This window comes from Tunturiibacter gelidiferens, from assembly GCF_051013345.1.
Lineage (GTDB): Bacteria > Acidobacteriota > Terriglobia > Terriglobales > Acidobacteriaceae > Edaphobacter > Edaphobacter gelidiferens_A.
In genome coordinates this window covers 905,940-925,218 of record NZ_CP132939.1, presented here as the reverse complement: position 1 = coordinate 925,218, position 19,279 = coordinate 905,940, and the positions used below count along the sequence as shown (strand labels likewise).

The window sequence follows — 19,279 nt, the reverse complement described above, 5'->3', positions numbered from 1 at the left end:
TGCGGAATTCACAGAGATTCTTGGCATCATCCAGGCCAGTAGGGCCAAAGCGTTTGAAACCGTGAACGTCGCCTTGATCGAAACCTATTGGTCGATCGGCAAGCAGCTATCGCGGAAAGTCAACGAGGCTGACTGGGGGAAGGGGATTGTAAAAGAACTCGTCGACTGGCTGGGCAAGCAGGCACCTGACTTGAAAGGCTTTTCGGCCTCTAACCTGTGGAGAATGAAGCAGTTCTACGAGACCTATGCGGAGCTGCCAAAACTCGCAACACTGTTGCGAGAATTGTCTTGGTCAAAGCACTTGCTGGTGCCATCTCCGCTCGGCCACGCCGTCCCACTGCTCCAGACTCTCCGCTCATAAACAAAGTTCATCACAAAAAATCAGCAGAAGAAAAGGTGCGTTCCTCAGACGCGTACCTTCCAAAGTAGTTTCACCGGATTGCAAACCTCTCGCCCCCGGAACGATTCTTACGTCTGGGGCAGCTTGGAGCGCTTGGTGAAGCGTGCCACGCCGGGAGTGCCATTGAGATGGCTGACGAGCTGGTTGACAGCTTTACAGACTCTCGACACCCTTCTCTGTGGGAGCAGTGCGCACCAATATTGTGGAGAAACGAAAATGACTTTTAAGAAGTCTGTTTGCTTAGCCATCCAACAACATGTCCAAGGATCTCAATCCCGGAAAGAAGTGGTGCGTCAGATATTGCGAGGGATTCGGTGTCAGGCATACGCGTGTGTTGCCAATCCGAAATAGCAATGCGGGGGCAGTAGTGAGATAAGGGTGATTGTGACGTGAAGGTAAGTCTCCACGGGGGCGAATCCGAGCTGTCTATTCGTCGGGCTGCAAATAGCGGAGGAGCCCCCGACAATCCTCTACGAACGTAGGTAGAGCTTTGGATGAAATCTCCGTACGTGGCCGATAGACGAGAAGGTAGTCGTCTAATCTTTCACAAGATAGCTCTGAAGCTGTCCACAAGATAGACAGACTCTTGAGCGGAACTGGGGTTCTGAACGCGACGACGGTTTGCCGATATCCGAAGTCCCCCGGAACGCTACAGAGGAATGTCCACTCCGGAACTTCGTCTACAGACCCCGCAGTGGCCCGGCTAATTTCAGACCCCCAAGCAAAGAAGGACGCCCTGCTGATTGCTAGATCGCTCGGCAGTTTCACGTTCGTAGGCGTTTGCATCGGCTTTGCTCCTAAAAGCGATCATAGTTCCCGGACGTCAGTGTTGTCGGCAAGTTCGAAAACTGAACTGGCCGAAGTTAGTCATAGTCTCGTCTTAAAAGAAATTGGGTCAGCTTGAGTGGACGGGTAGTTCGACAACATCTTCGTTCGCGGACATTACCAACACATCCAGCAATGAAAGCGCTGGAGGCTGCTCTCAAAGTCGCATTTGCGGCAGATTCGAAGACCCTGGGCGATGAAGAGAACCCCGAAGGGCCTGATTGTGGTTGACCCCACAAGTTGAAATTTTGGCAGCATAAAATGAAATCGGTGGCCCCATAAGTGAAACGGAGAACCTCAAAGGCTGAAATCGAGGGGAAACAGGAATGGCCCCTTCGATCATGAAGGGGCCATCACTATACGGAATCATCTTAAGAGTGCGGTTCAAGTAATGACGTTGAATGTAACTTCGCTACTAGATTGATGGCGGTGGGTTGATGGTTGGAGGTCTCACTGAACTGTTACCTGGAAGATGGCGGTGTGCGAGAGTTTGTCTACCAAATCGGCGGCGGTTACGGTTATGGTTTGAAGACCGGCCGGAGTTCCGGGATTTGTAATCGTTGGGTTTTTGGGTGAAGAAGAGCAACCGGCGAGCGAGAGCAGACTTGCGGCGAGGAAGACGGCTAGGAGGCTCTTGCGCCTCAGATGGCGATTAAGCTTGCGCAGCCGATGCGGAGAGAAGATCAGAAGAATCAGGCTGGCCCAAGCGATCCCATGAATCGGCAGAGTGAGCTTGCGTAACAGGGTAGTCGTCGGTGCATTGGTTGTAATCGTAAGAGTGGTCGTAGCTGTCGCTCCGCTGGCCGGGGTCACGGAGGCAGGGGCGAAGGTGCAGGCCACTCCGGCCGGCAGGGTTCCGCAGGAGAACGTCACAGTTCCGTTGTAGCCGCCGAGTGGCGCGATGGAGAGGGTAGTCGTTGCCGATTGACCAGGCGCAATGGTTGCAGTGGTCGGTGAGGCGGAGACTGTGAAGTCTGGCGCTACGACTGCGATGGTAACCGTGTTCGAGACGCTGGTAAGGTTGGCCGCATCGCCTGCGTAGTTCGCTGTGACGGTAAAGCTGCCGGCGGTGGTGAAGACGAAGGGCAGTGAGGCGGTGCCGTTGGTGAGGGATGCCATGCCCAGCGTTGTGCTGCCGGAGACGAAAGTCACGTTTCCGGTTGGGTTCAATCCTGTGACGGATGCGGTGAAGGTGAGTTGCTGATTTTGATTGGCGCTACTGGTGGAGACGGTGAGGGTTGTCTTGGAGGTCACGGTAGCTACTGCAACGGAGACTTGATTGGAGGAGCTCGGCTGGTTGTTGGCGTCACCGGCGTAGCTCGCGGTGACAGCGTATGTGCCGACAGCTGGGAATGCGATTGACAGGGTGGCTACGCCGTTCGTGAGAGAGGCCGTGCCGAGGGTTGTGCTGCCTGAGGTGAAGGAGACGTTGCCGGTTGGCGGAATGACGCCTGTAACGGTTGCGGTGAAGGTGAGTTGCTGGGTTGGTGCGGCGTTGTTTGCGGAGACCGCAAGTGTGGTCTTTGAGGGGAACAGGGACGGTGCTGTCGGCGCGGGGTTGGTTTGATTGAGGAGCGCGGTTGCGCCGCCGCTGGTCCAGGTGAGGTAGTCCAAGGGGGCGGTTTTCGACTGTTGTGGCACTAGATTGTTCAGGCGAGCGAGGACAGCGAATGAAGCTACTTCTGATACTCCAGTCGCTTCCCCGATTATCCCGCTCGGGTTGCCAGAGTAGAAGGTATTACTGCCGGCGATGAAGTTTCCCTTACCGTCCCCCAAAAAAGGAGTGAGGCTCGCTGTTGTCAGTTCGTATGGCTCTTCATTGTCACCCAAGACGTTATATTGCAGGAGCAGATCAGGGTGACCGTCTGCATCGGCGTCGGTGATGCTAGCCAAAGCCATCTCTGCAAAGGGTGGCAGGGTTGCGGTATAGAAGGGGGAGTTCTGGAAGGTTCCATCACCGTTGCCAGCATATACACTCGCACCTACGTTGAAGCCACCGGTGACGGCATCGGGAATGCCGTCGCCGTTGAGATCGCCTACTGCCAGCACGGGTGCGGGCAAAGATGCGGTACTGAGCTGGAAGGTTCCGTCTCCATTTCCGAGATAGACGAGGCCGCTCCACAGGATATCGAGCTTGTGGTCGTTATTGAGGTCCGCCGCTAATATCAAAGGCGTGATGGAAGCGAGATTGTTTGCCTGGAGAGGAACGGGAGTACCGAAGGTTCCGTCGCCTTTTCCGGGAAGAAAGACGAGACCATAGCTTGAGGTGGGATCGAGATAGGCGTTGAAGTAGGAAGCCACGATATCGATGTTTCCGTCGCCGTTGAAGTCTCCGGAGATGGCGCTAAGGGCACCGATAACCTGCAGATCGACAGCGGTGGCAGGTGGCTGGAAGGTTCCGTCGCCATTCCCTTTGTAGATAATGAGCTTGGAATCTACTACGGGCTTAGCGGGGTAGAGAGACCCGTCTCCCGGTGTGATGATGGCTGCGTCCTGATTGCCGTCAGCATTGAAATCTGCGGTAACGAGAAGTTCGGCTGCAGTGCCAGCCGTGCGGTTGGTTACGGTGAAGGTACCATTACCTCGCCCGAGTGCTGTAACCAGATTGTTTTGTGCGTCTACAGTGAGCACATCGGTGAGACCATCGTTGTTGAAGTCTGCTGCGGCGAAGCCGGATGGTCCGACGGGAAGTGTGGGTATTCCTTGAAAGGTTCCGTCGCCGTTTGAAACAAGACGAGTGATCTGATTGTGAAGTACATCGACACCAGGGCCAAACAGTTCAAAGGCGAGATCGGTATTCCCATTATGCCCGGGTATGGGGAAGGCAGCTCCTATCAAAGGATAGGACGATCCTTGAGAGAAGTTCCCGTTGCCGTCGCCTAATAGGATTGTGGTTGTCTGATTGATGAAGGCGAGGTTGACGTTTCCGCCAGTTGTTCCAGCCGGGATTAACCCTGGGAGACTGGTGTTGTAAGGACCCAAGGGAAGATTCGATCCGATGGTGAAGACGCCGTTGGAGTGGCCAAGCATAACCTGTAATGAGAGTGGGACGGGGTTGAATGTGGCGGTGGCTAGATAAGCGATATCGGAGATGCCATCATGGTTGAAATCTGCTGCAACAAAATAAGCGCCCCCTGAGAGGCCGGCCGGGACGGGTGGCGACTGTTGTGCCTGGAGGGTTCCGTCGCCGTTTCCGTAAAAGACAGCGGTGTTAGTGCCTCCAACAAAGATGTCCTGCTTGCCGTCGCCGTTGAAGTCTCCTGAGCCGATGTTCAGCACTGGGTTTAGCGATGAGTAGGTGATGGACAGCGGATAGGAGACCGGTTTAGAGGAGAAGACTCCAGGGGCGCTTGTTCCCTGATTCAGTAGAACTGCTACTTGAAACAAGTTCGGGTTTGTTACGGTGGTAAAGACCAGGTCGGGATAACCATCGCCGTTGAGGTCCAAGGCGGCGATCTTTCCTGAACCGACGATTGGATATACGACAGGCGTCTGGAAGGTGCCGTCTCCGTTGCCGATCAAGACTGCAATCCCGGCGCTGACGCTGAAGACAAGGTCGAGTTTCTTATCGTTGTTAATGTCAACAGCTACGAGACTGAAGGGATCGATGTTCAGTGCGGTCGTTACGGACAGCGGTGGGTTGGTGTTGCTCTGATTCAGGATAATTGTCAGAGTGGAGGATCCGTTATCGGGCAGGATGGTGACCAGGTCAGCCTGTCCATCGCCGTTGAAGTCGCCGGTTGCGAGGACCTGTTGAGCACCGATGTCGAAGAGTGGGGTGACGGGGAAGAGTGGGTCAGTTTGTGCGAATGCGGGGAGGGAGAGGAGTGGGGCGATCAGGAGGGCAAGGAGTGATCGGACTCCGTGGTGGACCTTGAGGCAGTAGTTCGCAGACATTGTGGCACAGTCCTTCAATAATGAGGCGGAGGTAAGGGGAGTGGAAGCGAGTCGTTTTGGCCGTAGGCTCTATTCGCCTGCGGGGCTTAACGGTTGATTATGAGTTAGATACATATGTGTGTGATTTCAAGTACAAGATGCCAATCCCACAATGTCAAGATGTGGTGACGCTTTATTAAAAAATGCAGGGCCGCTGGCATGGAATGGGGACAGCTGTGCGTGGGCGAATCTCAAGCCTGCGGGGGACAGGACGAAAAGGCGCTAAAGCTTCAAAAGCAGTTGCGCTTTATCGGGGTCACGCAAGAAGAGATTTCAGCTTATTGGGACACGGTTCGCCGCAAGCTGCTGGTTTTACGAGGAACCTGGTTTCACATTATGGGGCAATCCACACTAGTCGGTCGAAATTGGCGAATCTCCGTTTTTCTGAACCGGCTCTGTTTAGTAATCTCGTGCAATGGCATCCACGAGGCACAAGCTGCTGGCATTTTATTTACCAATTCTGTGTGGCCTCGCGTCTTGCTTATCCGCGCTTGCACAGAAGCCATTCGATTCCAAACTCGATCCCGAACAGGATCTTCTCGCTGCGAAGGGCAAAGCCACGCAGGAACATAAGAACATTTTCCTCGATTTCGGTGGAAACTGGTGCGAGCCTTGCCTTAGGCTCGACGCCGCCCTGAATCAAGATTCCGAATTAGCCACAACGCTCGAACACAACTTCGTTGTGGTGCATGTCGCGGTCGGCATCTTCTCCAGTAGCAAGAAAGTGAATCGTCTGCGAGAGCAGCTGCCCAAGTTCAACAGATATCCCCACGTAATCATCCTTACTGCGGATGGAACCATTCTGCACGACGAAGTGACAGGCGATTTCCTGACAAATGCAGATGGCAAAGGCATTGACCACAAGGTTCTGGACGAATTCCTAGAGAAGTGGTCTCCGCAAAAGCAGTAGCCACTAATTTTTCGCTAGTGGATGCAGGATTGGGGCGAAAAGAGATGCTGGGGATCGAAAATCTGCTGGCGACGGATTGGCTCGGACTCGCGACAATGTATGGCCTGCCTTTCTGACTTCAAGGGAAAATCAGAGCCGAACGGTGAATTCGGGTCCGGCCGCCGAAACGGTCGAAGTTGCCGCAAACCTCGTTTTTCGTGAGCAAACCCCTTCGATTTGGGGCGCGGACTATGGAGAGCAGCCCTCAACTCAGAACTTGTGAACCTTATAGAAGTAATATCCAATGAAGCCGATAGCTCCGAGGTAATACATTGCAAGCGCCGACCAATACTGCGCTGGATTGATAGATCGCGAAGATACATCGCCAAAGCGTCCTGGGAGTTTTCCGACGCACGTTCCGCCCACTGCCATTACGGCCATCAATATCCCGAAAAATAATGCAATGTCTTGTCGACTAAACAGTTGTTGATGCACGAAGAACTCTCCCGGGATCGTTATCTAAGAGCATTGCATGAAAAGTCTTAGTGCAAGTCAGGTTTTCGGCAACTTCAAAATCGAAGTTTCTCAAAACCCCGTCTTGAGGAAGTTCATGCGCTAGCGTTCATTCAACTGTAGGAAGTCCGATTGCTTGTTGCTGGCGAAACCGCGCGTCACACAAGGGATTCAGGGTCTCTTTTTCTTCCTCGGTTACCGAAGGCTGCAGCCAGCGGGATGCAACAATGACGCCGTCCTTGAGTTCGTCCTGTCGAATGAGCTTTCCAAACCCATAAAACTCATTCATCACATTCTTCTCCTGATCCAACGCGACAGCAGGGAGCGGCATCTGGCGCGAGAGTAGATATTTTTCAACGTCGATGTGGGCGGGAATGCCATATTTTGTCAGTTCGGGGTCGAGTCCTTTTCTCACGATCTCGTTGACCTGAGGATCGGGGGTCCGATATATCGCCGTAGCTGAACCAAAGTTCAGACTGCCCAGACTGCCGTCTCGCTCATAGTTCGCCGAAACGATCACGTACTCCGGGCTGGTGCGGAAGATGCGAACCAGGCTGAGCGAGGTCAACGGAGGTAGACCTTCCGTCGGACTTGGGACTTCGGACGGCAGTTCGTGCTCTTTATCGTTGCCGTTGAACTCCACAGAGACCGAGCCAAAACCGTTTTCGATTGGCCTGGTGTAGAAGCACTCCTTTACCGCATCGACGGTGCCGAAGGGGCCGCTGAGAATTGCGTCAGTTTTTACCGTTCGATCCAAAACCTGGTCTTGACCTGTCTCCAGATATAAAGATCGCTCGCGTGCAACGGCTCCAGGCTTCCTCTCAAAATGATCCACCGATGTTGTCCACGCTCCGTGGAAGGGGCGTAGTAAGAGCCGACATTGGGTTCTTGGAAATTAGGGAGGTTGATGCCTCCCGTTAGAATCAAATGCAGACCGGAGTCGATCTTTAGCTCTCTAAAGTAACGCGAGGTCGCAGCGGGCGCGGCGGGAGATGTAGCGGGTTGTTGTGCGTGGATCGCAGCCGCGGTGAGTAATAGGACTAGAGACGGGACCCGGGTTGACATGGCCAACATGATAGCCGATGGGTTCAAGAGTCAATAGATGACTGCCGGTATGACTGACCCATGCGGTAGTGCCTGAAAAGTCGTGCCGGCTCAACTGGTCGATGCAACACTATCTTGAAGTTTACTTGCCGGAGTGTGAAAACCCAAGGTCTCTCGGGGTCGTTGATTCAGACGCAGCGCGATCTTGTTGAGATGGGCTTGAGAGTAGACGGACAAGTCGGTCCTCTTTGGGAAGTACTGTCTTAGTAGTCCGTTGGTATTTTCATTGGAGCCGCGTTGCCAGGGACTCTGTGGATCGCAGAAGTAGACTTTCACATTCGTTTCTATTGTGAAGCTCTTGTGTTTTGCCATCTCGTGGCCCCGGTCGCAGGTCAGCGAGCGCCGCAGAGTCGCAGGGAGTTTAAGGACGTGCTTGCTCAGCGCGGCGACGACTGTCTCTGTATCTTTACTGGGCACTTTGATGAGCATGACGAAACGCGAGTGTCGTTCTACCAGGGTTGCGATGTGAGTGTTTTTGCTGCCTGCGAGCAGATCGCCCTCCCAGTGACCGGGAACAGCGCGATCCTCAACCTCCGCAGGTCTTTCCCGGATGGAGATGGCATCGACGATCTGACCTTGGGATTTTCCGCCAGCCCGCGAGTGCCGTGAGCGACGTATAAGCCGTTTGGACCTGAGGTGCTGAACCAGCTCTTTTTCAGCACTCCACGGGCCTGGATGAATAAGCTGCGGTAGATGGTTTCGTGAGACACGCGCATGCTCTCGTTCTTGGGATAGCTTACCTTCAACCACTTCGAGATCTGTTCCGGCGACCAGTCCAGGATCAGTTTACTGGCCACGATCGTCCGCAGCTCCTCATGGTTAGCCAGAAGACACGCCTTAGGTCGCAGAGCTGACTCCCAGGCCTGACGATCAGCTTCACTGGCTCGATAGAGTGGCCGCCCGCCGTGACGCGCCACCTCCCGGCTCACCGTCGACACAGGCCGTTGCAGCCCGCTGGCTATCTCCCGAATCGACGAACCGGATGCGATTCCACGTGAGATGTCTTCCCGCTCGGCCAGCTTCAGCGTCCGCGGTGAACGCCGACGAGCAGCAGGAACGATCCCGCCGCGCTGCGTCAACAGGAACCGAATAGAACCATGCCCCTTGCCCAAGGCACGCCCAATCTCATGCAATGACTCGCCAGCCTTCCAGCGCCGCCACATCTCGATCCGCTGTTCAGTGGAAAGTCTGTTTCGTTTCCCTTGTGCCATAAACACCACCTTTAGAAAAAAGAATTCATATCAGATGGTGTTGCATTGACCGGTTGAGACCACCCGCATTTTCGGCAAGTTCGGTTTCAAAGTTTCTCATAACCCCGTTTTTCGTGCACTGGGATTAGGCGTTGGTCATTCGAGCGCCTTGATCAGACCGATCTTGTGGCCGCGTCCCGGACTGTTACAACGATCGCATCCCCGAGTGAAAGGCAGTCTAGTTCACCCGGTGGAAGGTCCGGCTCCAGCGGGTCTCGTCAAAGAAGTGGAGCGCGGTGTGGAGTGTGGAACTGGCTCTTTCTGACGGGGAAGTGTTGTACAAATCGTCCTCGGGTGTTTCGAAAGACCAGTAGACGAAAAGTGGACGGCCGATCAGGTTGGCTCGGGGGACCAGACCCCAGTAGCGGCCATCGTAGCTATTGCTACGGTTGTCGCCCATGACGAAGTACATGCCGGATGGAACAACGAGGTCTTCACCCTGGATGTGGTCGAGGAGGTCAAGCGACCACTCGGCGGTGACTCCGCGTCCTTTTGCTGGTGAGATAGCGGGGAATTCGTCGTTGTAGGGATCGTAATTGGCCGGGGTGGGCTTGGATGCGTACGGCTCGTCCAGGAGACGCCGTTGCGGTAAACGATGCCGCCCCGGAGGTGGATGCGATCGCCAGGGATACCAATGACGCGCTTAACCAGAATATCGTGCTGCCCCTTGGGATTAGGTGCCGGGCGGAAGAAAACGACGGGTTCGTCACGCCGCAGTTCGCGGTACGGGATGAGGTTCGTCCAAGAGGTAGCGGGCGCCAGGGTTGCGCGCTCTACGATTACGTGATCGCCAACGAGTAGGGTGCTGGCCATGGAAGAGGACGGAATGACGAAGTTTTGAAGTACGAAGCCCATGACAAAGGACCAGATGATGAGCATGCTTGTGATGGAAGCCAGCCCTTCAAGATGAGTCTCTTCGGGAGGCTGGCGCTTATTGCCCTGTCGGGCGCTGGGTTGTTTCTTCTGTATCACCATGACGCTTTATTGTAGCCGTGAACTGGTTGTCCACTCACGATAGCGCCGAGAAACTGCGTTTCGCAGCTTAGGGACGTGCCTATGGGGTAGTGAGCGAAACGCCGAGGCGCGTGCAGAGTTTCGATACAGTCGGCGGACGGCTCTCCTTGATCGACACAGCTTTGGGTTTACCAAAAGACTAAGCATTGGTAGCCAAAGGGTCGCATCGCAGCCACGCCTACACCAATTGAGAATACTGATCGTTGCGTATTCTCCTCTCGGTTCCGACGCATCATAATGACAGCATCAGGAGGATTTATGCATACATTCTCTCTCCATTTGCGTCACGAATCTCCAGACGGTCCATGGATCGCTTCATGCCCCGTTCAAGCCAACTTGGAGGGCTTTAGCGGACTGACACGTAGCTTCGCCAGCGAAGGAGCAGTGGCAACCGCTCTCGAGGCTGCCGGCGTAAAAATTGATCGGTCGAGAGAGGCTTTGGACGAAGTCCATAACGGCCATGCGTCGTCCCTAGAAATTAGCCAGAATGAGGCACAGAAGCTCGGCATTCTTCACACCGATTCGCCGGAGTAGCCCGACCTCGCGGCTCTCTGTAGGATCACTTTTCCGTCTGAGCAGCAAACCCTATCGCCTAGGATAGTCAAGGTAGGCGACTGTTCATAAGAGACGAAGTGCCTCGAAAGTCTGGTTTTCGGCAAATTCGATCTGTTGTTGCCGATAACCCCGTCTTTCGTGCACCACGATTGAGCGATTGTTCTAGCCCGAGCCAGATAAGGAATAGGATGGTCTGCTGCCTTCTAGATCGCGGACACTCCACCCAAACACGACCCTTTGTGTCGTCGATGAGCGCATTGGCCAGTTATCGCTTATCGAGATTCTGTCTGTACAAATGCACCTGGCTTCGTTTGGGATCTCGGATCACGATCCGGCCTTGTCCAGAGTTTTCCTGGAACTCTCCGGCGGCCTGGGCGCGTTAGCGTGAGGCCGTCGTGAAGGAAACAGGACCCTCAGGGGAACGAGATTCGATACAAATTTCGGTGCACCGTGGTATTCACGTATGCGAAATGCGAGAGGTCCGAGCCAGGCACAAGCCCGGCGCGGTTGACTGATCGCGAGCCTGGCACGACGCTCGGGTCTGCGAACGGCCTGATTCCTCTCGGCGGAAATCTCGGCAAGCTTTCTCCCGGGCCAACCGGGATCGCCAGACTTCGTCCGGTGCTCGTGCGCGACGGCGCTTCGACGGAGATGAAAAGGAACTTTCCGTTCGACGACCATGTTGGAGTGCAAGGGCCATCGCACATGATCCGCGGAGGTCCACCGTCGATTGGAATCGCCATGGGTCTTACGCTTGTGCCATCTGGAAGGGGAGCAACTGCCATAACCCATCGCCGGCCGGGCGAGATGCCTTGGACAACACTAATCGGGTATGGGACGGCTCTCGAACGCCCAGAACCGTCCTGGTTCATCTGCCCCATGTAGTTGACGTTCCCCTCCGTGAATTGAAACAAGATTTGCCCCCGCGGGCCAAAATGCGGCGACGTGTCGCCCGAATGACCGATTCGTTTGGCCGGGGAGCTTCTGTCGATAGGAGCTAGCCACAATTGGGATTTTCCGGCGGACGCCGCGGTGGCATAGACTGCTTGTTTACCATCCGGCGATACATCGTAGGCAAGCATAGAAACGTCGGGGAACACCGCTTCACTTTTGCCAGACTCAACTATCAGGCGCCAAAGCTCCGGGCCCGAGCCCGTCGGTTGATGCCGCCGCAGAAGGTAGTAAAGGGTCTTGCCGTCCGCGCTAAAGGAGGGAGGTGAAAGGCCACCGGTAGGCGTCGGCAAGGTGCTAATGTCCTCGACTATTTCTCCTTCCGAAGACAAAGATCGATCTCCATCGGTGTCATGAATCCAGATGGCGCTTTCATGAACTCCCATTGAGGTGATGACAGACCGGCCATCCTGCTCCACAGCCACTCCTTCCTCCTCGGTGGGGCCAAAAGTGACTTGCTCCGGCTGCCCGTTCGGAAAACGCTGGCGCCACAGATGACTCTGCCCTTCGACCGCTGCCGTGAAATACATCCATGAACCATCGGAAGACCAGCCTGCGGATTTGCACGCGCCCGTCGGCCCTATGGACCGAGTCTCAGAGCGGCCGTCGAGAGAGATGAGCCGACAAGAGACCCACGCCCCTGTTTCGTCCATCTCGGCCACCAAAGCCGATCTGCGATCGGGAGAAGCGAAGGAATAATGCGCCATCGCCCGTTCCGGTAACGGAAAATATAGTTCGCGGAAGTTCCCGCGCGTAATCGTTCCGGTAACGATCCCCATATGCAGACCCGAGCGGATTTCGGAGAAGAGCAATTGGCGTTCGTCCAGCCAGGTAAGCCCAGCCGCGTTGCGCAGGAAAAGATGGGAGTCGCCTCCCAGTACCGAGACAGTGTAGGTTGCAAAAGTGGGAACTTCCAGCACGGTGTAGGCGATCTGGGACCCATCCGGGGAGAAGGCCAAATTGTATTTCGGCCGCGGGTCGTCAGTCAGGCGCTTGGCTTCGCCGTTGGGGAGCACTTTCACGTAGATTTGATCGGCCGTAAGGAAACCGCTGCTGCCGCGAATGAACGCAAGCATGCGACCGTCCCTCGACAAGGCGGGAGCCGTCGCGGAATCCGTGAAATCGGTGAGCTGCGTGAACTTTAGCCCAGCCTGATGGGCTCTGCTGCTTCCGGAGTAGAAAAAGTAGGCCCCGGCGGCGACGGTGGTAACCAAGACGACTGCGGCAATTAGCAACGGATACTTCCAGATTGATTTGCGCGGCGGACCGGATAGGAGTGTATCCAGCGACGCGTCCGGAAATTTGTCTGGGGTGCCATTTGGCACTAAGTCCGTCTGCTCAACCACGATCTGCGTGAGGGAGCGGGTGTCTATGATCAGGTCCTCGCCGTCCAGCACAACTTCGCGCACTTGCGCAGCGAAACGATACCCGCGTCCAGGAAGCGTCACGATGTATCGCTCGTCTCCGGGGGCGACACCCAGCGCCTTGCGAATCCTGAAGATGTTCTGGCTCAGGTTCGCTTCCTCGACGAAGGAATCCGGCCATACCGCCTTCATCAGTTCGTCCTTGGAGACGACCTCCCGGCTGTGGCGAACAAGGATGAGCAGCGTTTCGAAGGCCTTAGGGGTGATCGCGACGGGTTGATTTTCGCGCAGTAGGACCTGTCTATCGGGGTCGACCTGAAAGGGGCCGAATTCGTAGAGTACTTTGAGTCCGGTTGCCATGCCTCGACCGATCTTGAACGCCGTTTCGGGCTGGATGTAGGCATCGGCGGCGTTCTCAACCTATATGTACCGAGTGCATCTTCGATTTGGCAGCGATTCTACCACTCATGGGTGAGAACTGAATGGGCCACGCGCTGGCTGGAGCGTCTCGTAAACCCTTCGCTTTCACTCAGAACAAAGGATGAAAGATTTTGTAAGAAGTATTACAGCGCTCTCTAAAGACTTGTAATCCGGATTGCGCGCAGGATGCGGCCAGTCGTAACTCAAAAACGATCGACGCATGGGAGTGCCGTTGCCGTGAAGACAACAAGAATCACTGTCGAGACTGAGACCCTCATGATCATTCGACGGGCAAAGGTAGCTTTGGCCTTATGTCCAGAGTGCCGTACCGAAGTTGAGGTCATCACGCTCAACAGCGACAGCCTGGCCGACCCGTTTACGGCGGAACAGATCCGGGAATGGATTAAGACAGGGAGGCTTCACTTTTGGCAGACGGTCGATGGACCAGCCCAGATTTGCGTCGCATCGCTTTTGCATTGCCTCGAGTTGGAAGACGTTCGGATTGGTTGCCCTTCCAATGAGAGCCCACTGGATGCCTCAAGGAGGCGGTTATGAAACGCAGCATTGCACCGACGAGACTCTTCATTGCTTTCGCCATCGTGTTCGTTCTGGGCATCGCGCCCAGGGCTCAGGCTGGTGAGAATAAAGTTTGCTCAAACGCTACCCTGCGCGGCAGCTTTGGATACACCGCCACAGGCACTCTTCTCCCTACCGCTGTCCCGGCCGCACTCGCCGGTCCTTTTGGTGAGATCGGTAGGCAAACCTTCGACGGGAATGGGCATACAACCGCAACCGCGACAATAAACGCAAACGGAAACATCGTAAATGTAACCATTGAAGGCACGTATACGGTGAATCCGGACTGTACAGGCTCCATGACACGCAACGTGTCTCCCTTGGGTGTTACAGCACACGATGACCTTGTGATTGACGACGACGGGTTAGAGCTTCGGACCATCGCTACAGACCCAGGGGAGATTGAGACCTATATTTACAGGAAGCAATTCCTGGAAGGTCGCTGGTAACACTAGAAGACCTGACCGATGTGGGAAGCTTAGGGTTTCCAGAGCATGCTCGCGAAACCCTGAGTGTCCTTCTCGATGAGTGGTAAATCGCCAATGCGCTCATCGAGCTCCGCGCAAACTAAACAATTCCGCGTTGCTCCCGAATGACGGGAAATTCAAAAGATCCGAAGCTCCCGAAATGTCAGTGTTTGCGGCAAGTTCAAATCGTAGTTGCCGACAACCTCGTTTTCAAGGAACTACGGGACGTCACTTGTCCGAGATGCCGACGATTCGTCCGGGTGGGATGTGCAGCACCTGCTTAGAAACTGTTGTTTTGAGATTTTGCGCAAAGACAATCGAACCCGTCAGCTTGGATTGAATATGAAGAAGCTGTTGCCCATCGCGCCGGGCGATGAGGCTGGCGTTCCATGGACAGAATCCGTGCCAGGGCCTACTGCACTAGATTCATCCGCCGCAAAAGCTCGTGAAAGCGGGGATCGCTGCGGATTCCGTCGTGTCTCGGATCTGCGTTCAAGGCCATCATGAAGATGCAGCGCTCGTCGAATGCGCGGTCGAACCAATCGAACGCCTCATCTACCCTGCCAAGTACCCGATAGTCTTCTGCAATGTCATACGAATAGCACTGGTGGCCGGTCTGTGAGAGTGAATACTGGAGATGGGCCTCGCGATAGCCCTGCCACCCGCTCTTCTCGTACGCCGATCGCAAAAGCTCGACCTGCTGTGGAGAAGCAAAAGCCTCGATCACCTTGAGTTCGGCAGCGACCGACTGATCGTACTTGCCCTCAACTTCATAGATGTTGGATACCCAACCTTGAACCGCAGCCGTTCCGTCCGGCGCAATTTCACTGGCGTGCACTAGCGCTGCCAGCGCTTCGTCGTAGTGCCGGCCGTAATAGAGCGTGCTCCCCAGGTACCGATTCGCGAAAAATGACAGCGGATCTAACTCTACCGCCTTTCGCATGTGGGCAATGGCCTCCTCAGTGCGAGCTCGCACAGTCAAATAAATTGCATAGCGGATCTCGGCAAGAGCGCTGTTTGAGCTGAGCTCGATCCCGCGGCGAAGGTTCCGTTCTGCCGCGTCCCAGTCCCACAGGAAGACTGTGTCGATCGTCCCTAATGCCGTGTAGCCTTCCCCATCGTTCGGATCCAACTCGATTGCTCGTTTCGCGGCGGCGATCGCATCCGGCATCACCTCGTTCACTGGAGCTCCGCCTGCTTCGTGCATCGTGATAAGTGCTTCCGCCAGTCCTGCATGCGCTGCGGCATATTCCGGATTGAGCGAAATGGCCTTGCGAAAATAAGATGCCGCCGTCTTACCGTCCCGCCTTTCGACGAAAAACCGCCCGCGTAGATAAGCGTCATGGGCTTCGGGATTGATGTGCTTCGGGCTTGCTAGCTGACTCTGGACCGACGGAGCCAGGGCAGTCTTCGTCTGATATGCGATCTCGCGCGCGGCATCATCCTGTAGTGACAGAACGTCGCTCAGCTGGCCCTCGAAGCTTTGCGCCCACAGGTGTTTATCATCCCGCGCGTCGATGAGTTGCGTCGTGATCCGAACGCGATCGTCCGCGCGGACCACCGAGCCTTCAATAATCGCGTCGACACCAAGCTCTTGAGCAATCTGCCGCAACGATTTTCCGCTTCCCTTGTCTCGCATCACTGAGGTACGGGAGACCACACGCAAGTTCGGGATCCGCGCCAGCTCTGTGATCAGTTCGTCGGTCATCCCGTCGGCGAAATACTCCTGGTTCGGATCACCCGACAGGTTTTGCAGCGGAAGGACGGCGATGGACCGGATCGGTTTGACCGCTCTGACGCGCTTTTGGAGAAACCAGGCGGCAGCAACAACTACCAGCGCCAGCAAGCACGCCAGAAGCCCCGCGCGCACTCCGAGGTGTCTACTTCTGGCTTCCTCGGTCGGGGCATCCGCGGCCTTTGCCTCAGCTTCCGTTCCGGCTGCGATCTTCGTCGGTTGGGGAACTATTGCGACCGGCTGGAGCTGTTGGCTGGGCCCTCTCTCTATATCGCGCACCGTAACGACGGCTCCATAGCTGCCCTTGGGGACCTCGATGCAGAGCAGATCGTCTCCACCCTCGCTGGCATAGTATTCGCGAAGACGACTGCGCAAACGGCCCGCTTCTACCCTGACCGTTGAGTCAACCGCCGGGTCATACTCGGTCCCTCGCTCAAAGACATCGACTGCAATGGCGTACTCTTTGGGCGGCGAGTTCGCCAACGACTTCTCGACAACATACCGAAGAAAAGCCTGACTACGGGTTGCAACCGCAAAGACCTTTGACTTGAGAATGCGTTCGACCTGTTCGGTAACCAGGATTGGATCGATTTGCGTTAGCTCTGTACGCATGAAAGGTAGCCGCAAGTCGTTCAAACAACGTGATGTAACGTGTGACTCACGTTACGTAACTTCCTGAGCCGCTCTCAGAACCTCAATATCGTTCCGGATCGCCGAGATATGGCTTCCACGAAAAGAGGATTCTGATATGCAAAAGCGTTCTGCAATCGTCGTAGTTGTCGCCTGCGCCGCAGGCATCGCCAGTATAGTACCGGTGACGTCCCACGCGCAGCTTTCCTCCAACGTCCAGGTCTACGCGTCCGGATTTAACGGGCCGCGCGGCCTCAAGTTCGGCCCTGACGGACTACTCTACGTCGCCGAAGCCGGAACCGGCGGCTCAACCTCCACCAACGGTCAATGCACCCAGGTCATCCCACCCGTTGGGCCCTATACCGGTGGTCTGACTGCCACGATTTCTAAGATCTCCAGCGCCGGGAAACGCGTGATCGTAGCCTACGGCCTTCCTTCCACCATCAGCAATATGCCCCCGACTTCGTCGGCGTCGCAGACGTGGCCTTTCTTGACGGCAAGTTGTATGCCGCACTCGAAGGCGGGGGATGCTCGCACGGGAATCCAACAATTCCCAACGCCATCATTGAGGTCGATACCGCAACCGGCAAATGGAAGATCGTCGCTGACCTTAGTGCATTCGTGAAAACTAATCCTGCAAAATACACCAACGAAGCAGACTTTGAGCCAGATGGTGTCCCTTACAGCCTCATTGCTTATCGGGATCGCCTCTATACGGTCGAGTCGAACCATGGCCAGCTCTTCTCCATCACTGCTCAGGGCGAAGTTCGAGAGGAGATCGATATTTCGGAGGCCGAGGCTCATATCGTTCCTACCTCAATCGCCGAGAGGAATGGCGACTTCTTCGTCGGCAACCTCGGCCTTTTTCCAATCACCCCCAGTTCCTCCAAGATATTGACCCTCTCGCTCAACAGGTATCCGGACCCGGCGCCCGGGCTCGATCCCAGCCCCGGGCTGCAAAGGCTGAGAGTAGCGGGTTCGCGGGCGGGCTTCACCACTATTGTCGCGGTTAACTTCGGGCCCGACGGCTTGCTCTATGCGCTCGAACTCTCCCCGGGGGCCGGCTTTCCCGCTCTCGGCATTGGCAAAGTCGTTCGCTTGAAAGGGGACGGCGAGATCGAAGATGTAGCCACCGGGCTCTCCGTTCCGACAGGAATGACCTTCGGCCCGGATGGTCACCTCTACGTATCGAACTTCGGAGCAGCGTCTCCGGGAGCCGGTGAAATCGTCCGCATTACGATTCCCTGACAAATAGTTCTAATCGAGCCGGGGCTTTAGCCTCAGAATACGGATCTCGTTCAAGGGGCTCGCCTGAAGACGAAAGGTGCGCGCAGAGATGCAGTATGACTCCGGATGTATCTGCCGGTGTGGCCAGAGCCTCGCCTGATGCATGGGTCATCCGGCGCGCCCCGATTTAATATCGGGCCGGTTCGGGGCTAGCGATGTGTATCAACGTCGCAGCCCACGGCAAGTTGCCGAGAAACCGGCTTCTCGGACAACTCCCGAAAAGTCGCCTTTTGACCAAGTTCGCCGGGCCAGCGGGTTCGACGGCTGAACTCGCTCAAATCCCCTTTTTCGTGCACTACAAGACGAACAACGCTTACGGCAACGGCGCATTCAGATATTTGCGGAGCCCCTAGAGCGTGGCTGTTGCGGGCTTTATCTCTTCTGGAGCGATTAAGCCACGGTTCCAGCGATCATCCGCGCGCAGAATATATTGCCTTACGACATGACCCCAGGGGATGAGGGAATTAAAATGACAACTACGAGAACTGCCTGGATGTCACTGGCCGCGGAAGGGGTCACCTGGTGATCGAGCCACAGCGGCAGAGCGAATGCAAGAAGGTAGATCGCTTTCCAGATGAGCTCGAACAGCAGCAACGGGATCATCTGCACCGGATAGCGAAGTCCGAGAACCGCAGTCAGGCCGAGACCCGCGAATAAGGAGAGTTGAATGCCGTGGGCAACGGCTTGCTCCGGGCTGTGGTGAATGACGGTCGGCCAGATGACGAGACCAAGGCCTACCGCGAGGATCAGATAGCAAAGCCGCAAAGTGTAAAGGCGAAGGAGTGAAACTTCGTGCATGGGGCACCTCGATATGTTTAGAGTCTGCAGCGCATTAGGGGCCCGGGGAACAAGGGACTGGGATCGACGCCGAGAGCTGACTGCAACTCCTCACAGCAATGAGGTAGAGAGCGGTAATACTACGCTTCGTGGGCGCTACATGATACGAAGAACTCTCTTAGAGCCAAAACGCGCCATTGGTAACGGTGAACCCAACCGCCTGCAAAGTCCGGTTTGCGGCAACTTGGCGCCCTGCTCCGCTGGCATAATGTAGCTCACGATGCTGCAAGCTGCGGGAGGTCAAAATGGAGCATGATGAAGCCAAGATAGACGAGATGGTTCTCGCACTCCTGTATCTGACGATGTTCAACGATGGCGTTGAAATACGATCCTGGAAGGGGCACGACTGGAGCGCGATGGGTCGGCTTTACAAGAACGGCTACATCTCGGACCCTCGGAACAAGGCACATTCGGTAGGCATGACCGATATGGGGGCAAAACGAGCAAGAGAGCTTTTCGAGAAGAACTTCCTACGGGAGCTTTAGCCTTCGTCTCCCCAAAGTTGCCGCAAACCCCGTTTGCGGGA

15 protein-coding genes and 1 pseudogene are annotated in these 19,279 nt (G+C 55.6%); 7 read left to right on the top strand and 9 right to left on the bottom strand.

Going from position 1 to position 19,279, the window contains the following annotated elements; all coding sequences use genetic code 11:
- Positions 1-16: 16 nt before the first annotated feature.
- On the top strand, positions 17-361 hold the full coding sequence (locus tag RBB80_RS04345) for a DUF1016 N-terminal domain-containing protein (RefSeq protein ID WP_433969486.1): 345 nt from the start codon (positions 17-19) through the stop codon (positions 359-361).
- 1,314 nt (positions 362-1,675) lie between these two features.
- On the opposite strand, the gene RBB80_RS04340 is transcribed toward RBB80_RS04345, so the two are convergent.
- Positions 1,676-5,122 (bottom strand): FG-GAP-like repeat-containing protein, encoded by a 3,447-nt coding sequence (locus RBB80_RS04340; RefSeq protein ID WP_433967074.1) that lies wholly within the window; start codon positions 5,120-5,122, stop codon positions 1,676-1,678.
- Between the two features lie 454 nt (positions 5,123-5,576).
- Here RBB80_RS04340 and RBB80_RS04335 point away from each other — a divergent pair, with 454 nt between their 5' ends.
- Positions 5,577-6,071 (top strand): thioredoxin family protein, encoded by a 495-nt coding sequence (locus RBB80_RS04335; protein ID WP_433967073.1) that lies wholly within the window; start codon positions 5,577-5,579, stop codon positions 6,069-6,071.
- 601 nt (positions 6,072-6,672) lie between these two features.
- On the opposite strand, the gene RBB80_RS04330 is transcribed toward RBB80_RS04335, so the two are convergent.
- The 5 genes and pseudogenes from RBB80_RS04330 to lepB (RBB80_RS04310) all read right to left on the bottom strand — a co-directional run bounded on the left by RBB80_RS04330 (position 6,673) and on the right by lepB (RBB80_RS04310) (position 9,892).
- Positions 6,673-7,320: a hypothetical protein gene (locus tag RBB80_RS04330; RefSeq protein ID WP_433967072.1), complete on the bottom strand. Its 648-nt coding sequence runs from the start codon at positions 7,318-7,320 to the stop codon at positions 6,673-6,675.
- A 398-nt stretch (positions 7,321-7,718) separates the two neighbouring features.
- Positions 7,719-8,417 (bottom strand): IS30 family transposase, encoded by a 699-nt coding sequence (locus RBB80_RS04325; RefSeq protein WP_433969484.1) that lies wholly within the window; start codon positions 8,415-8,417, stop codon positions 7,719-7,721.
- A 215-nt stretch (positions 8,418-8,632) separates the two neighbouring features.
- A pseudogene (locus tag RBB80_RS04320) lies at positions 8,633-8,830 on the bottom strand (IS30 family transposase); the annotation flags it as partial.
- A 265-nt stretch (positions 8,831-9,095) separates the two neighbouring features.
- Positions 9,096-9,362 (bottom strand): signal peptidase I, encoded by a 267-nt coding sequence (gene lepB, locus RBB80_RS04315; RefSeq protein ID WP_433969482.1) that lies wholly within the window; start codon positions 9,360-9,362, stop codon positions 9,096-9,098.
- Positions 9,251-9,892 (bottom strand): signal peptidase I, encoded by a 642-nt coding sequence (gene lepB, locus RBB80_RS04310; RefSeq protein ID WP_433967071.1) that lies wholly within the window; start codon positions 9,890-9,892, stop codon positions 9,251-9,253. Before lepB (RBB80_RS04310) ends, lepB (RBB80_RS04315) begins: the two co-directional genes overlap by 112 nt.
- 297 nt (positions 9,893-10,189) lie before the next feature.
- Between lepB (RBB80_RS04310) and RBB80_RS04305 the strand changes: the two genes are divergently transcribed.
- Positions 10,190-10,465, top strand: a complete 276-nt coding sequence (locus RBB80_RS04305) for a hypothetical protein (protein WP_433967070.1) — start codon at positions 10,190-10,192, stop codon at positions 10,463-10,465.
- Positions 10,466-10,899: 434 nt separating this feature from the next.
- Here RBB80_RS04305 and RBB80_RS04300 read toward each other — a convergent pair whose 3' ends face one another.
- Positions 10,900-13,161, bottom strand: a complete 2,262-nt coding sequence (locus tag RBB80_RS04300) for a winged helix-turn-helix domain-containing protein (protein ID WP_433967069.1) — start codon at positions 13,159-13,161, stop codon at positions 10,900-10,902.
- Between the two features lie 611 nt (positions 13,162-13,772).
- Between RBB80_RS04300 and RBB80_RS04295 the strand changes: the two genes are divergently transcribed.
- The gene (locus RBB80_RS04295) at positions 13,773-14,246 is read left to right on the top strand and encodes a hypothetical protein (RefSeq protein ID WP_433967068.1); all 474 of its coding nucleotides are present in this window, start codon (positions 13,773-13,775) and stop codon (positions 14,244-14,246) included.
- A gap of 430 nt (positions 14,247-14,676) precedes the next feature.
- Here RBB80_RS04295 and RBB80_RS04290 read toward each other — a convergent pair whose 3' ends face one another.
- Entirely contained in the window at positions 14,677-16,110 is a 1,434-nt protein-coding gene (locus RBB80_RS04290) for a tetratricopeptide repeat protein (RefSeq protein WP_433967067.1), read from the bottom strand.
- A gap of 30 nt (positions 16,111-16,140) precedes the next feature.
- Here RBB80_RS04290 and RBB80_RS04285 point away from each other — a divergent pair, with 30 nt between their 5' ends.
- Both RBB80_RS04285 and RBB80_RS04280 read left to right on the top strand, forming a co-directional pair.
- Positions 16,141-16,401, top strand: a complete 261-nt coding sequence (locus tag RBB80_RS04285) for a hypothetical protein (RefSeq protein ID WP_433967066.1) — start codon at positions 16,141-16,143, stop codon at positions 16,399-16,401.
- Positions 16,402-17,109: 708 nt separating this feature from the next.
- Positions 17,110-17,877 carry a ScyD/ScyE family protein gene (locus RBB80_RS04280; RefSeq protein WP_433967065.1) on the top strand — a complete coding sequence of 256 codons (768 nt, stop codon included), beginning with the start codon at positions 17,110-17,112 and terminating at the stop codon, positions 17,875-17,877.
- Between the two features lie 474 nt (positions 17,878-18,351).
- Here RBB80_RS04280 and RBB80_RS04275 read toward each other — a convergent pair whose 3' ends face one another.
- Positions 18,352-18,714 (bottom strand): hypothetical protein, encoded by a 363-nt coding sequence (locus tag RBB80_RS04275; protein WP_433967064.1) that lies wholly within the window; start codon positions 18,712-18,714, stop codon positions 18,352-18,354.
- 284 nt (positions 18,715-18,998) lie between these two features.
- Here RBB80_RS04275 and RBB80_RS04270 point away from each other — a divergent pair, with 284 nt between their 5' ends.
- Positions 18,999-19,238, top strand: a complete 240-nt coding sequence (locus RBB80_RS04270; RefSeq protein ID WP_433967063.1) for a DUF6429 family protein — start codon at positions 18,999-19,001, stop codon at positions 19,236-19,238.
- Positions 19,239-19,279 lie beyond the last annotated feature (41 nt).